Origin of the sequence: Streptomyces antioxidans (assembly GCF_000968685.2) — a bacterium.
In the GTDB taxonomy this organism is placed as follows: Bacteria; Actinomycetota; Actinomycetes; order Streptomycetales; family Streptomycetaceae; genus Streptomyces; species Streptomyces antioxidans.
In genome coordinates, this window is sequence record NZ_LAKD02000101.1 from 1 (window position 1) to 14,334 (window position 14,334).

At 71.7% G+C, this 14,334-nt stretch carries 13 protein-coding genes; 5 read left to right on the top strand and 8 right to left on the bottom strand.

From position 1 onward, the window contains the following. Window positions 1–446 (top strand): transposase (locus VT50_RS29600; protein WP_143645297.1); only part of this gene is annotated, 446 nt, incomplete at its 5' end. Between the two features lie 19 nt (window positions 447–465). Here VT50_RS29600 and VT50_RS29605 read toward each other — a convergent pair. Both VT50_RS29605 and VT50_RS29610 read right to left on the bottom strand, forming a co-directional pair. Then, entirely contained in the window at window positions 466–978 is a 513-nt protein-coding gene (locus tag VT50_RS29605; RefSeq protein WP_046087345.1) for a GNAT family N-acetyltransferase, read from the bottom strand. A 217-nt stretch (window positions 979–1,195) separates the two neighbouring features. Then, window positions 1,196–2,311 carry a ferritin-like domain-containing protein gene (locus VT50_RS29610; protein WP_046087344.1) on the bottom strand — a complete coding sequence of 372 codons (1,116 nt, stop codon included), beginning with the start codon at window positions 2,309–2,311 and terminating at the stop codon, window positions 1,196–1,198. 191 nt (window positions 2,312–2,502) lie between these two features. Here VT50_RS29610 and VT50_RS29615 point away from each other — a divergent pair, with 191 nt between their 5' ends. Both VT50_RS29615 and VT50_RS29620 read left to right on the top strand, forming a co-directional pair. Continuing rightward, on the top strand, window positions 2,503–3,432 hold the full coding sequence (locus VT50_RS29615) for an AurF N-oxygenase family protein (protein ID WP_107424920.1): 930 nt from the start codon (window positions 2,503–2,505) through the stop codon (window positions 3,430–3,432). 632 nt (window positions 3,433–4,064) lie between these two features. Further along, window positions 4,065–4,892, top strand: a complete 828-nt coding sequence (locus VT50_RS29620) for a TetR/AcrR family transcriptional regulator (RefSeq protein ID WP_240529366.1) — start codon at window positions 4,065–4,067, stop codon at window positions 4,890–4,892. 414 nt (window positions 4,893–5,306) lie between these two features. Here VT50_RS29620 and VT50_RS29625 read toward each other — a convergent pair whose 3' ends face one another. Continuing rightward, on the bottom strand, window positions 5,307–5,717 hold the full coding sequence (locus tag VT50_RS29625) for a RidA family protein (RefSeq protein ID WP_046087353.1): 411 nt from the start codon (window positions 5,715–5,717) through the stop codon (window positions 5,307–5,309). 192 nt (window positions 5,718–5,909) lie between these two features. Between VT50_RS29625 and VT50_RS29630 the strand changes: the two genes are divergently transcribed. Further along, window positions 5,910–6,176 carry a hypothetical protein gene (locus VT50_RS29630; protein ID WP_046087342.1) on the top strand — a complete coding sequence of 89 codons (267 nt, stop codon included), beginning with the start codon at window positions 5,910–5,912 and terminating at the stop codon, window positions 6,174–6,176. Between the two features lie 198 nt (window positions 6,177–6,374). Then, window positions 6,375–7,610 carry a C40 family peptidase gene (locus VT50_RS29635; protein WP_046087341.1) on the top strand — a complete coding sequence of 412 codons (1,236 nt, stop codon included), beginning with the start codon at window positions 6,375–6,377 and terminating at the stop codon, window positions 7,608–7,610. A gap of 22 nt (window positions 7,611–7,632) precedes the next feature. On the opposite strand, the gene VT50_RS29640 is transcribed toward VT50_RS29635, so the two are convergent. The 5 genes from VT50_RS29640 to VT50_RS29660 all read right to left on the bottom strand — a co-directional run bounded on the left by VT50_RS29640 (window position 7,633) and on the right by VT50_RS29660 (window position 14,023). Beyond that, entirely contained in the window at window positions 7,633–8,982 is a 1,350-nt protein-coding gene (locus VT50_RS29640) for a styrene monooxygenase/indole monooxygenase family protein (protein WP_046087340.1), read from the bottom strand. A 77-nt stretch (window positions 8,983–9,059) separates the two neighbouring features. Further along, a complete protein-coding gene (locus VT50_RS29645; protein ID WP_075200400.1) occupies window positions 9,060–9,725 on the bottom strand; it encodes a GTP-binding protein in 666 nt (221 codons plus the stop codon). Further along, entirely contained in the window at window positions 9,706–10,098 is a 393-nt protein-coding gene (locus VT50_RS29650; protein ID WP_046087339.1) for a DUF742 domain-containing protein, read from the bottom strand. Before VT50_RS29650 ends, VT50_RS29645 begins: the two co-directional genes overlap by 20 nt. Then, the gene (locus VT50_RS29655) at window positions 10,095–10,586 is read right to left on the bottom strand and encodes a roadblock/LC7 domain-containing protein (protein WP_046087338.1); all 492 of its coding nucleotides are present in this window, start codon (window positions 10,584–10,586) and stop codon (window positions 10,095–10,097) included. Before VT50_RS29655 ends, VT50_RS29650 begins: the two co-directional genes overlap by 4 nt. After that, complete coding sequence (locus VT50_RS29660; RefSeq protein WP_046087337.1) at window positions 10,583–14,023, bottom strand: sensor histidine kinase; 3,441 nt, start codon at window positions 14,021–14,023, stop codon at window positions 10,583–10,585. The genes VT50_RS29655 and VT50_RS29660 overlap by 4 nt, the downstream gene beginning before the upstream one ends. Window positions 14,024–14,334: the final 311 nt, after the last annotated feature.

Genomic DNA, 14,334 nt, shown 5'->3' on the forward strand with positions numbered 1-14,334 from the left:
GGCTCTACCTGCTCACCACCGCCGAGGGCATGCCGGTCTCCTGGTGCCTGGCGAACCCCAAGCTCGGCGAGCGGGAGGTGATGACCGCACTGCTGGAACGCGACCATCACCTCGTCCGCGCCGGACAGGTCATCCTCGCCGACAAGGGCTTCGCCGGGAAGGAGTTCGAGGCATTCATCACCGAACGACTCGAAGGCCATCTGGTACGTCCGGACCGCAAGGACGAACCCACCCGGCATGGACGCCTGGCCCGATGCCGCCAGTGGATCGAGGCGGTTTTCGACACCCTCAAGGGCCAGCTCAGCCTGGAACAGCACGGCGGAAGAACACCGGCCGGAGTCTTCGCCCGCACCGGCCAACGACTCCTCGCCCTCGCAGCAGCCATCTGGCACAACTGGACCACCGGAGCCGAAGCCAAGCGATCCCTGATCGCGTATGACCACTGAGGACATCAGACTCACTCATCTAGGCCACGTCTCTGCGCATGCAGACCCGTGGCCAGCGGGCTAGTCCGTGCTGGGCCTCGCTGAGGCGGATCTCGCGGAGGCCGGGGGTCAGCTCGGACTCGGTCAGGGTGCGGAAGCCGCACCGGGCGGCGTAGTACGGGGCGTTCCAGGCCACGTCGACGAAGGTGGTCAGGGTGAGCGCGGGGACGCCGTCGTCCGCGGCGCGTGCCGCGATGTGGTCGATCAGGGCCCGCCCCACGCCCCGGCGGGCGCTGTCGGGGTGGACCGAGATCTGCTCGATGTGGACGTTTCCGTCGACGGGGTCGGTGATCAGGTACGCCATCGCCCGGTCGGCGTCGTCGACCGCGACCCAGGCCCGTCCGGCCCGCTGGTAGCGGCTCAGCTCTGCCAGGCTCAGGGGCTCGTCATCGGCGACTTCTTCCATTCCGATGTCCCGGAAGCAGAGTCCGGCGGCGCGCTCTATGTCCTGGAGGACGGGGAGTTCTTCACTGGTGCTCGTTCGAATCCGCACACCACCATCATCCTCCGGAACGCCGGAACAAAGGCGTGCCCCCCACCGCCGTGGAGAGCACCCTTCGGCCGTTCCTTCATATGAACGCATATGAACGCCACCGGACCGAGGGCACCCCAATGACCTCGGCCTTCTCCGCTGGCAGTGATCATGAATCTACCAAGTCCGCTGCGCAGAGGCGAGATTGAGGCCCGCCATGTGCCAGGGGGACGCGTGTTCACGGCTGTGTACCCGCCGCTCCCTCCGTGATCGCCTCCTCGACCTCCCCCGTGCGCGCCGCCTCCTCCGCCGCGAAGCGCCGCTGGTCCAGCCGCTCGGCCAGCTCCTCGTCCTGGTTCATCAGCAAGTCGAGGTTGCTGTCGCCCAGTTCCAGCACGCCCATGTCGACGTACGCCCGCTGCAGCCGCTCGCCCCACAGCCCGATGTCCTTCACACACGGCACGATCCGGCCGAAGAGCAGCTTGCGGAACATGTGCAGGAACTGCGACTGCTCGCAGCACTCCTCGGCCTCGGCCTTGGGGATGCCGAAGTTCTCCAGGGCCTCCACGCCGCGCAGCCGGTCGCGCATCAAGTAGCAGCCCTCGATGACGAATTCCTCGCGCTCGCGCAGCTCGGCGTCGCTCAGCTGCCGGTAGTAGTCCCGCAGCGCCATCCGGCCGAAGGCCACATGGCGGGCCTCGTCCTGCATGACGTAGGCCAGGATCTGCTGGGGCAGCGGCTTGTCGGTGGTGTCGCGGATGAGGCCGAAGGCGGCGAGCGCCAGGCCCTCGATGAGCACCTGCATGCCCAGGTAGGCCATGTCCCAGCGGGAGTCGCGGAGGGTGTCGCCGAGGAGGGTCCGCAGATCGGTGTTGATGGGGTAGACCGTGCCGAGCTTGTCGTGCAGGAAGCGGCCGTACAGCTCGGCGTGGCGCGCCTCGTCCATGGTCTGGGTCGCGGAGTAGAACTTGGCGTCCAGGTCGGGCGCGGACTCCACGATCCGGGCCGCGCACACCATCGCGCCCTGTTCGCCGTGGAGGAACTGGCTGAATTGCCAGGCGGCGACATGATGGCGCAATTCACCCTTGTCCCGGTCGGTCATCCGGTCCCAGTGGCGGGTGCCGTAGAGGGCGAGCGACTCATCGGGGGTGCCCAGCGGATCGTACGGGTCCACCTCCAGGTCCCAGTCGATCCGCTTGACCGCGTCCCACTGCTTGTCCTTGCCCTTCTGGTAGAGGGCGAGCAGCCGGGCCCGGTGGTCGTCGTACTCCCAGCTGAACCGGGCGGCGCCGCCGGCGGGCACCTGCCAGAGGGGGTCTCCTGGATCCATCGCGTAGAGCTCTTGCGTCGCCACCGACGCCTCCTTCGCCTCGCTCCCCCGTGAACGGATGCGTACTCGGCAGGCTCACACGACCGTTACTCGGCGGTCAATAAGACCTCCCCAAGGGATTGACGGCCTTGCTGACACGGAGTCTCATAAGAGGTATCCGCCGGTAACCGTTCCCACCGGCGCCTGTCCGAGCCATCAGTGAGGTGCCCTCGACGATGTCCACCACGACCGAACCCCCCGCGCTCCGGGACGCGCTCGGGCTGATCAAGGACCGTGAACGGGTCGCGGAGCGGCTGCTCCAGTCCTCCGCCAAGCACTCCTTCGACCCCGACACCGAGTTGGACTGGGACGCGCCGTTCGAGCCCGGCAAGTGGTTCTGGCCGCCGGAGCTGGTGTCGCTCTACGACACGCCCATGTGGCGCCGGATGTCGGAGGAGCAGCGGCTGCTGCTGTCCCAGCACGAGGCGGCGGCCCTCGCCTCGCTGGGCATATGGTTCGAGATCATCCTGATCCAGCTGCTCACCCGGCACATCTACGACAAGCCCGCGACCAGCGCTCATGTGCGGTACGCGCTCACCGAGATCGCCGATGAGTGCCGCCACTCCAAGATGTTCGCGCGGCTGATCGCCAAGGGGGGCGCCCCGGCGTATCCGGTTGCCCCGCTCCACCACAACCTGGGCCGGTTCTTCAAGACGGTCTCCACCACGCCCGGTTCGTTCACCGCGACCCTCCTCGGCGAGGAGATCCTGGACTGGATGCAGCGGCTGACCTTCCCCGACGAGCGCGTCCAGCCGCTGATTCGCGGGGTGACCCGGATCCATGTGGTCGAGGAGGCCCGCCATGTGCGGTACGCGCGCGAGGAGCTGCGCCGCCAGATGCTGCGGGCGCCGCGCTGGGAGGCGGAGCTGACCCGGATCGGTTCCGGGGAGTTCTCCCGGATCTTCTCGCAGGCGTTCATCAATCCCAAGGTCTACACGAACGTGGGACTCGACCGCCGCGCGGCCGTCGCTCAAGTGCGGGCCAGCGGGCATCGGCGCGAGGTGATGCGCAACGGCGCCAGCAAGCTCACCGAATTCCTCGACGACGTCGGGGTGATGCGGGGTGTGGGGCGCCGGCTGTGGAAGAGCTCGGGGCTGCTGGCGTAGGGGCGCCTGCGGCGGGCCGCGCGGCGGAGCCGCATATCGATGCTTTCCCCACCCCGCCCCTTCCCACAACTGGGGCTCCGCCCCAGCCCCCGGCGTCCGTCCAGGGGCGAAGCCCCGCCACGAGGCGGACACTGCCGTAGGGCCGGGGCCAGGGGGCGTTCGGCCGCCGGGCCGAGGGGCATTCGGCCTCCGGGCCGAGGGGGTTCAGACCGCCCGGCCCAGGGGGCAGGCGGCCAGGCCCAAGGACATTCGACCGCCGAGCCCAGGGGATTTCGGCCGCCGGACCCAAGGGGGTTCGACTGCCGGACCCCCAGGCATTCGGCCCTCGGGCACAGGAGACTTGGGCCGCCGGGCCCAAGGGCCCATCCTGGTTGGGCCCAGGGGGGCTCGGCCGCCCGGCCCAGGGAGGTTCCGGCCGCCCGGCCCAAGGGGGTTCGGCCGCCCGGCCCACGGGGATTCGACCGCCGAGCCCAGGGGATTTCGGTCACCGGGCCGAAGAGGGTTCCACCGCCGTCCCCACGGGCATTCGGCCGCCGGGCACAGGAGATTGGGGGCGTCGGGTCCAAGGGCCCGGCCGGGTTGGGTCGAAGGGGACATCCGCTTCGTGGCGGCGGGCGGTTACGCTGCCAGGCATGACGACAGGCAGCGGCACCGCTCCGGCGCTCCCGGAGGCGACAACCCCGGCGGAGGCGAGGGCCGCCGCGCGCCCGGTGGCGGAAACCCCTGCCACCGCTGGCCCACCGGCCGCCCGCCGGGCCAGCTATCGCAGGCTGAGCGTCGAGGCGCGGCGTGCCGAACTCCTCACCGCCGCGCTCGGCCTCTTCGCCCACCGCGCGCCCGAGGACGTGTCGCTGGACGATGTGGCCTCGGCCGCCGGGGCCTCCCGTCCGCTGGTCTATCGCTACTTCCCGGGCGGCAAGCAGCAGTTGTACGAGGCGGCGCTGCGCAGCGCCGCCGATGAGCTGGAACGGTGCTTCGAGGAGCCCAGGAGCGGTCCGCTCAGCGTCCGGCTGAGCCGGGTGCTGGACCGCTATCTGGCCTTCGTGGACCAGCACGACGCGGGGTTCAGCGCGCTGTTGCAGAGCGGCAGCGTGGCGGAGACCTCGCGCACCAACGCGATAGTGGACGAGGTGCGGCGGGCGGCGGCCGGGGAGATCCTGCTCCACCTGGCGGTCAAGGAGCCCGGTGCGCGGCTGCGGATGATGGTGCGCACCTGGATCACGGCCGTCGAGGCGGCCTCGTTGATCTGGCTGGACGAGGAGAAGCGGCCGTCGCTCGAGGAGCTGCGCGACTGGCTGGTGGACCAGTTCGTGGCGATGCTGACCGCCACCGCGACCACCGACCCGCAGACGGCCCGGGTGATGAAGGCCGCGCTCAGGATGGAGCCCGCCGAGGGAGCGGTAGGACGGCTGGCGCGCCGCGTGGTGCCCGGACTGGGCGAGGCCTCGCATCTGCTGTGACGGGCGCGGCCGGTGAGACGCGGTCATGGCGGCCTCGGCTTCCCCGCCGTGAAGGCGACGGTGAAGCCGAAGCCACCATGAGGGAGAAGCGCCATGACCCTGCCCGGCCGGCGAGGCTTGACCGAGCAGTCCGCCGCTGAGCGACCGGGGCTTCCTCGCCTAGCCGCTGATGGCCGAGTGCGACGAGTGCGACGAGTGCGACGAGTCCGACGACCGGGCCCGCCGCCGCTCGGAGCGGCGGATGGGCACCCGCTCTGTCCGCTCGGCGACTCGGGCACCGGCACGGCGCCCATGCCCATCGATCTGAGCACCGAGGCGGCCACGAAGGGCTGCCCCGCTGCTACACCCTCGCTGCGAAGCTGGTGAACGAGCCGGCCGAGGCCGCGCCCTGCCGCCGTGTTGTGCCGATGGACCTCAAGAGTCGAGCACGGCGGCGACCGCCTCGATCTCCACGAGCTGGTCCGTATAGCCGAGGACAGTGACGCCCATCAAGGTGCTGGGGACGTCGTGGTCACCGAACGCATCCCTGACCACTTCCCAGGCGGTCACCAGGTCCTCCTGCCGGGCCGACGCGACGAGAACCCTGGTGCTGATGACGTCCTGGAGTGACGCGCCTGCGGCAGCGAGAGCAGTCCGCATGTTCTCGACGGCTTTCAGCGCCTGCCCCGCGTAGTCCCCGATCGCCGCCGTCGAGCCGTCGTCGTTCAGGGGACAAGCCCCGGCGAGGAAGATCAGGCGGGAGTCGGCAGGCGCCGTGGCCGCGTAGGCGTATTCGGCGACGTCGGACAGGGAGGCGGAGCGGATCAGAGTGATGGCACGAGCCACGGTCGGCGGGTCCTTTCCCATCGGGTGTTGAGCGTGGACATCCTGCCAGCGGCCCGTTGGCACCCGCCTTCCTTTTTCTCGCGGCGCCCACGCGCAATGCCGTCATTTCTGGTCAACCCCCGTGGCCCGGTGATCACCAGCTGCCTCCGGAACCCGTCGACGTGCGGTCGTCGTGAGACGTACGGTCGTGGCGTGAGAAGCGAGGAGACGCCCTTCGTGGGCGGGCCGCTGGACGGCCGGGTGCTGTCGGTCCTGGTCGGCCTCACCGGCCAGCCGCCGAAGACCTACGAGGTGCCGGTGGAGGACGAGGCGGGCGGGCCGCCGACCGTGTATGTCTACCGCAGGGTCCCGGCCGCCACCTCCAAGCGACTGGGCCTGGTCCGGGGCTGGGCCTATGAGTACGACCCGGAGGGAAAGCCGGGTGGCGGGCTGAAGTGGCCGTGGTCCAAGCCGAACTGACGACCAGGGCGAGCGGGTAGCCGGGGCGCGCCTACGGCCGGGCGAACTGACGACCGGCACGCGGGCGGGGCGGGCCGCCGGACGGGTGACCGTATTCGCCCGACTCGCCCACAATTCTCCTGAAGATACGACTGTCATGCCACGATCCCTGCTGAGCTGGACGCCGAACGGAGGCGTCCCGGAGCCGGAGGTGATCACGTGTCAGGACGGATCGTGGGCTCGGTCTGCGCGGCGGCGATCACCGCGGCCGCCGCGCTGGTGCCCGCCGTTCCGGCGGCCAAGGCGGCCGCCGCCCCCGCCCGCCCCGCCGACCGGTCCGTATCCGAGCTGCTGACGCAGCTCAAGACGCTGTACCGGAAGGCCGAGGAGGCTACGGAGGCGTACAACGGGACCGAGGAGAAGCTGCGCAAGCAGCGCTCCAGGACCAGGGAGCTCACGGACCAGCTCGTCCACGCCCGTACGGAGCTCGCCGTCAGCCATGACGATGCGGGACGGCTGGCCCGTCGGCAGTACCAGGGCCACAGCGCGCTGTCCTCCTACGGCTTTCTGCTGACCCTGCTCACCCCGCATCCGGAGAGCGCCGCCGACGAGGCGCGGGAGCTGGACCGGGCGGCCGGTCGCGAGGCCGCCCTGATCCAGCGGCTGACCAAGGGCGAGCGGCGCGCCGACACCATCGCCACCCGGGCGCGGACCGCACTGGACAAACAGCTGTCCCTGACGGCGAAGCGCAAGAAACAGCGGGACAAGGTGAAGAAGCAGCTCGGCTCCATCGAGAAGCTGCTTGCCGCGCTCAGCACCCGCCAGATCGCCCAGGTGGCCGAGCGCGAGCGCCAGGAGACCGCGAAGGCCCAGCGCAAACTGCTCGCCTCCGGGGCGCTCGGCACCGCGGGCGGCACCTCACCCGGCGCCGCGGGCCCGCCCGCCACCACGAACGGCGGCACCAAAGCCCCGGCCCCCGGAAGCCGCCAGGACACCCCGGCGGCAGGCACCCCCTCCCCCGCGGCCACCGCCACCGCGCCCCGCCCCCAGAAGTCCCCCGGCCGCAGCCCCGGCATGGCGTCCGCGGAGGCCGGACGGCGGGCGCTCTCCTACGCCCTGGACCAGATCGGCAAGCCGTACGTCTGGGGCGCCGAGGGGCCGGACTCCTTCGACTGCTCGGGGCTGACCTCCTCCGCCTGGGCCCATGCCGGGCGGACCATCCCGCGCACCAGCCAGGAGCAGTGGCGCCAGCTGCCACGGGTACCGCTCAGCCAGCTGCGGCCAGGCGATCTGGTGATCTACTACAAGGGAGCGAGCCACGTGGCGATGTACGCGGGCAACGGCCAGGTGGTCCAGGCACCGCGCCCCGGCCAGCGGGTGAAGCTCTCCCCGCTCGCCGCCAATCCGCTGCAGGGCGTGGTACGCCCGGGTCCGGTCACGGCCAAGAAGGGGTGAAGGCTCCGGCGGACGGCCGGTGTCAGCGGAAGGAGCGGACCGCCTCGGCGGGCTGGTCATCCGCCTCGGCCTCGCCGTCGGTCCCCGCCACATCATCGAACCCAGCCGAAACCTGGGCGGCCTCGGCCGCTTCCCTGACCTCGTCCAGATAGGCGGCCGTCTTCTCCGGCTCGTAGAAGAAGTTCTCGAAGTCGGAGGGGTCGTCGAAGCCGTTGGCGACGCGGCGCGCGACGGCGGGGAAGCTCGACCCCGCGGCGAGGAGGTTCACGATGTGCTCCGGCGGCGGGGCCAGCATCGTGTTCGTCCACTTGGTGACGTGCCGCGCGCTCTCCCAGTAGCCGTCGAACGTCGTCCGCATCCACTCCTCGTCGAACGGCCGGTCGCCGCGCTCGAGGATGCTCTCCAGATAGGCCGTGGCGCACTTGGCCGCGGAGTTGGAGCCCTGGCCGGTGATCGGGTCGTTGGCCACCACGACATCGGCCACGCCCAGCGCCAGACCGCCGCCCGGCAGCCGCCCGACCGGGTGGCGCACGGTCGGCGCGTACCGCCCGGACAGCGTCCCGCCCGGGTCCGTCAGCTCGACCTTGGTGGCGCGGGCGTACTCCCAGGGCGTGAAGTACTCCATCAGCTCCAGGACGCGCTCCAGGTGCTCCGAGGGGTCGGTGACGCCCTGGAACGCGTCGGCCGGACCGCCCGGGACGGCCTCCCAGAAGAGGATGTCGGCGCTGCCGCTGGTGGTGAGCGCGGGCATCACGAAGAACTCGCCGACGCCGGGGACGAGATTGCAGCGCACCGCGTCGAGGCCGGGGTGCTCGGGGCGCGGGCCGAGGCCGTGCACATAGGCGACCGCCAGGGCGCGCCGCGGGGTGTCGTACGGGGAGCGGGCGGCGTCCCGGCCGAAGAGCGAGACCAGTTCGCCCTTGCCCGCGGCGACCAGCACGAGGTCGTACTTCCTGGCGAGGACGTCGAGGTCGGAGACGGCGGCACCGTGGATGACCACCTGGCCGCCGCGCTGCTCGAACGTCTCCATCCAGCCCGCCATCTTGATCCGCTGGTCGACGGACTGGGCATGGCCGTCGAGCCGGCCGACCCAGTCGATGACCCGCGGATGGCCCCCGGGAGCCGGGGGCCCGGCGACCGAGACCCCGAGGCCCTCGATCCGCGGCGCCCGCTCCTCCCAGAAGTTGAGCTCCAGGGCGCGCTCGTGGTCCAGCGCGGTGTGGAACATGCACTGGGTGGACATCACCCGCCCGCCGCGGATCTCATCGGCCGTCCGGTTGGACATCAGCGTCAGCTCGTAGCCCTGGGACTGCAGGCCGAGAGCGAGTTGGAGACCGGACTGACCGGCGCCCACGATGAGTATCTTCCGCATGGCCGTCGACTCTCCCTCATGCTCGGACCGGAGAGAAGAACGGTGCGTTCCATCCCACGGGCGGAGCAGAGGTTACGTCATTCGGGTGACACGTCAACGGCGTGCCTCACCAGGGCCAGCAGCGCGTCCACGACCGCGATCCGGCGCCGGGCGTCCATCATCACCACGGGCACGGAGGACGCCACGGAGAGCGCGTCCCGCACGTCCTCGGCCTGGTAGAGCGGGGTTCCCTGGAAGTGGTTGACCGCCACCACATACGGCAGTCCCAGGCTTTCGAAGTAGTCCAGCGCCGGGAAGCTCTCGTCCAGACGCCGGGTGTCGACCATCACCACCGCGCCAATGGCCCCGCGCATCAGGTCGTCCCACATAAACCAGAAGCGCTGCTGGCCGGGGGTGCCGAAGAGATAGAGGACCAGATCGTTCTCCAGCGTGATCCGGCCGAAGTCCATCGCGACGGTGGTGGTCAGCTTCTCGGGCGTCGCCTCGAGGTCGTCCACGTCCTCGCTGGCCCGCGTCATCAGCGCCTCGGTCTGGAGCGGAGTGATCTCCGAAACCGCGCCGACGAAGGTCGTCTTGCCGACGCCGAAGCCTCCCGCTATCACGATCTTGGTGGCGATCGGCGCGCGGGAGCGGTCCGTCTGCCACCTCTGGAGCACCTCCTCGGCCCCGGGTATCCCGGCCCCGGGTATCTCCGACGTCGCCGGCGGGGTCGCCGTGATCGTCTCAGAGCCTGCGAAGTCCACTGAGCACCCTTTCGAGCAACGCGCGGTCCGGCTGGCCGGGGCCCCGCCCGGTGCCGTAGACGCGGATCTTTCCCTGGTCGGCCAGGTCGCTGAGCAGGACGCGCACCACCCCGAGTGGGATCTTGAGCATCGCGGAGACCTCCGCGACGGAGCGCATCCTGCCGCACAGTTCGATGATCGCCCGGATCTCCGGCAGCATCCGGGTGTTCAACCCGCTGGGGGCCAGGTCGAGCCGTCCGTCCGGAGACTCCAGCGCCGCGACGAAGGTCTCCACCAGCAGCACATGGCCGGAACGGGTGCGGCCACCGGTGAGCGAGTACGGACGTACGCGAGCGGGTTTACGGGCGGGCCGGTCGGACCCGGCGGTCGTCACTGTGCGTGCTCCAGCGACCTGCGTAGTTCATTGCGGAGTTCGGGGGTGAGCACATGTCCGGCCCGGCCCACGAACAGGGCCATGTGATAGGCGACGACGGTCATGTCGCAGTCGGGGGTGGCGTGCACCCCCAGCAGCGAGCCGTCGCTGATCGACATGACGAACAGACTCCCCTCGTCCATCGCCACCATCGTCTGCTTGACGACCCCGGCCTCCATCAGCTTCGCCGCGCCGAGCGTGAGGCTGCCGAGCCCCGAGACGATCGTCGCCAGATCCGCGCTGGAGCCCTTGGGACCGTCCTGCACCGACGGATCGGCCGCCGCGGCAGCGGCGTGGTGCCGTGTGTCCGAGGAGAGCAGCATCAGCCCGTCGGTCGAGACGACCACGACCGAGCGGACGCCAGGAACCTCCTCGACCAGATTCGCCAGCAACCAGTGCAGATTACGGGCCTCGCGACTCAACCCGTAGGTACTACTGGGCGCATTCACCCGCGTGCCTCCTCAACCGTGCCACCCTCGTTCTGCGCCCCCGTTTGTCCTGCTGGTCCCCCGTGCCCCCGCTGCCCCCGCGCGGGCGCGCCGCGGGAGGCGATCTCGGCGGCGGCGTCGCGGTGCCCCTCGCGGGCGCCGCGCTGGAAACCACCGAGCCGGCGCCGCAGTTCCTCCGCGTTCACCGAACCGGTCCGCTCCTGTGGATCGGGCTCCCGGAGCGCCACGTTCCGCGGTCTGCGCTTGGGAAGCCCCTTGTCGGTGCGCACCATCTCGTCGTCCGGGCGCGCGTGCTGATCGGGGCCGATGGCATACGGATCGGCCGCGGGGGCGTCGCCTTCCGGGCCGCCGTACGGCGCGGGGGCGCCGTCTGCCACGCCGTCGTACGTCGCCGGGGCGCCGGGCCGCGCGGGGCCGTCGTCGGGCGGGCCCCAGGCGGCCGCTCCGACCGGGCGTATGCCGTGGCTGGCGAGGTGCCAGTCGCGGTCCGCGTGGCCGTCGGGGTCACCGTGGTCGTCGCGGCCGTCGGCGTCCGCACGGTCCGCGGCGTCCGCACGTCCGTCGCGGCGCCGACGGTCCCCGCGGCCCTCGCGGCCTCCGCGACCCCCGCGGTCGGCGGGATCCGTACGGTCCGAACGTCCAGCGCGGTCAGCCGGGCCCGTACCCTCCGAGCGGACCCCACCGTCGGCCGGGCCTGCGCCGTCCGAACGGCCAGCGGGGGCGCGCTGGCTCTCGCGCAGGCGCCGGAGCATCAGCTCCATCGTCCGCTCCACGGACGGGGGCTCGGGCTCCTCGGGCTGGGGTGCCGGGGGCTGGTCGTCCGCGCCGGGCTGGGGGGCGTCCTGCCCGTCGGGCTGGGCCACCTTGGGGACGCGTTTGGGCAGGATGGGCAGCGCACCGGTGGTCTCCGGGGCCGGATGGCCGCGCGGCGGTGTGGGCTCCACGGGGTAGTCGCGGCCGGCCTCCCCCGTCTGCCCCCACCGTTCGCCGGGGACGGCCCAGGGGGCGGTCGGCTCCGGTTCGGCGGCGGCGTCGACGGGCTCAGGCTCGGGCCCAGGACGGGGCTCGGGCCCGGGACGCGGCTCGTCCTCGGGCTCCGGCTCGGCCGACTGGGGCGTCGGGTCAGGCTCCGCGGACGGAGTGAGCGGAGCCGATGGAGCGACCAGCTCAACCAGCGCGGGCGGCCCGACCAGCTCGGACGAAGCGACCGGAGCGACCGGCGGCTCCGGGTCCGCCCCCGCCGCACCCTCCTCCTCGCGCACGGCGGAACGGGCCTGCCCCGGCAGCGCGTTGGAGTTCGCCTCGGCCTCCGAGCCCGGGAAGCCCAGGAAGGACGACGGTCCGATGGCGCCGAACGTCGCGCCCGCGCCCACCGGCGGGGCGGGCGGCAGCCCGGCACCGGGCGGGCCGGCGGGGAGGATCTTCGTCGGGAGGACGACCACGGCCGCCACCCCGCCCGGCTGCTGATCGCGCAGCTGCACCCGGATGCCGTGGCGCGCCGCGAGCCGGGTCACCACATACAGCCCGAGGCCCAGCGGGTCCTCCGGCTGGGGGCCCTGGCAGTACTCCGGTACGGGGTCGGCGAGCCGGTTGTTCAGCTCCACGAAGCGCTCGGGCGTCATGCCGATGCCCTCGTCCTGGACGGAGAGCATGACCTCGCCGGTCTCCAGCAGCCAGCCGGAGATCTGGACCGCCGCGTCCGGGGGTGAGAACGATGTCGCGTTCTCCAGCAGCTCGGCGATCAGGTGGCTGACGCTGTCCGCGGCGAACCCCGCGACCTGGGCGTGCGGCGGCAGCGCCTGGATCTGCACCCGGTCGTACCGCTCGACCTCGCTGATCGAGGCGCGCAGCACATCCAGCAGCGGCACCGGCCCCGGATGGGTGGCCTTCTGTTCGGAACCCGCGATGACCAGGAGGTTCTCGCCGTAGCGACGCATCCCGGTGGCCAGGTGGTCGAGCTGGAAGAGGGTTTCGAGGCGGTCGGGGTCCTGCTCCCGCTCCTCCAGGGACTCGATGATGGCCAGCTGGCGCTCGATCAGGCCCAGCGAGCGCAGCGCGAGGCTGACGAAGCTGCCATGAACCCGGGCCCGCAGCCCCTCCAGGCGGGTGGTGACCGCGTCCCGCTCGGCGCGCAGCCCGTCCCGCTCATCGGCCAGCCGCTGCCGCTCGCCGACCAGCCGGGTGCGCTCGCGCTCGAGCTCGGCGACCCGCTCGTACGTCCGCACGGCCTTGGCGTGCAGCTCGTTGACGGCCCGTACGGCGTCCGCGAACTCATCGTTCCGGCCCTTGAACGCCACCGGCTCCTCGGCCGCCGGATCGGCCGCGACCCGCCGGGCGCCGAGCCGCAGCACGGCCAGCGGCCGGGTCATCGAGCGGGCGCTGTGCACTCCGGCGCCGAGGGCGACCAGCAGGGCGGCGGCGACGATGCCGATGCGCAGCTCCAGGTCGGTGACCTGGTCATCGCGCACCCGGGCGAGCTGGGCGGCCTCGGCGGAGGCCAGCGAGGACTGCGCGCCGCGCATCTGGTCGATCCGGGCGTTCAGGGCGGCCTCGACGCGGTCCTTCTGGAGGAGGAAGTCATTGCCCGTGAGGCGGCTCTGGTCGGTGAGCCGGGCGAGATAGCGCTCGGCGGAGCCGACCTCGGTGCCGCTGACGGTGCGCTGGTAGGCCTCGCGCATGGCGTCCGGAGCAAGCTCCTCGAAGTCATCGAGCGCCGACTGCTCGCGGAGGTTGGTCCGCTGCGCTGCCGAGACCAGCGTGGGCTGGCCGCCGCCCGCGTCGAACGCGGCCAGCAGCAGTCCGCGGGTGGCGGACGCCTCCTCCACCGCGCGGCCGAGCGGGGCCAGCGCGGCGGTGCCGCCGGACTCGGCGTCGGCCGGGAGCCGCCGGGCCAGGGTGTCGGTGATCCCGTTCAGCGCCTGGACGGTCCGGGTGTAGGCGGTGAAGACGTCGATGGCCGAGCCCTTGCCGGTCAGCGCCTCCTGGCGCAGCTCGGGGAGGGCGTCCAGGTGCCGCCGGACCGGGGCCGGGACCGCTCCGCGCACCTCCCGGACCCGGCGGTCGACCCGGGCGCGCATCTCCTCGGAAACCCCGTGGCCGGAGGCGGAGGTGCGGCCGTCGGCGACATAGCGGGTCATGGCGTCGCGCTCGTCGGCGAGGGCGTGGGCGAGGGTCACCGCGCCGCGGTTGGTCCCCGCGAGGTCGACCAGGCGCTGGGCGTCGGTGGTGTCGTCGAGGGCGAGCAGAACGGCGGGGGTTCCGGCCCCGAGGACGGCGACGGAGACGAGGGCGACGGACGTGGTGAGCCGACGGCGGACGCGTACGGTGCGGCGCCGTGGCGCCGCCGCCTCATCCTGGCCGTCCTGACCTGGCTCGCCGTCCTGGCGTGGCTCGCCGACCGCATCGCGCGTGGTGCCCCGAAGCCGCTTCTTCCGCACCGGTGCTCACAATCCATTCTCGCCCGACCGCTGATGTGGACCAGAGGTGACGACGGATCAACAATGGTGTTTCCCCACCCCTGGTAGGGATTCCGACCCTTTCAGGACGGGTCTGGGGCGGGTACACATCGCCCGCCCGGCCACCCGAACGAGTGAACCGTATTGCGTAGTTGACCACCAACTTTGGCTCGCGGCCATACCTTCCCCCCAGCTTGTGCGGATTGGTAAAGACCTCGGCGCCCTGACAAAATGCCCACCCGCAGCTTCTCAGAAGCGTCAATCCCGCCCCAATCAGGCAGCGCGGAAACCGG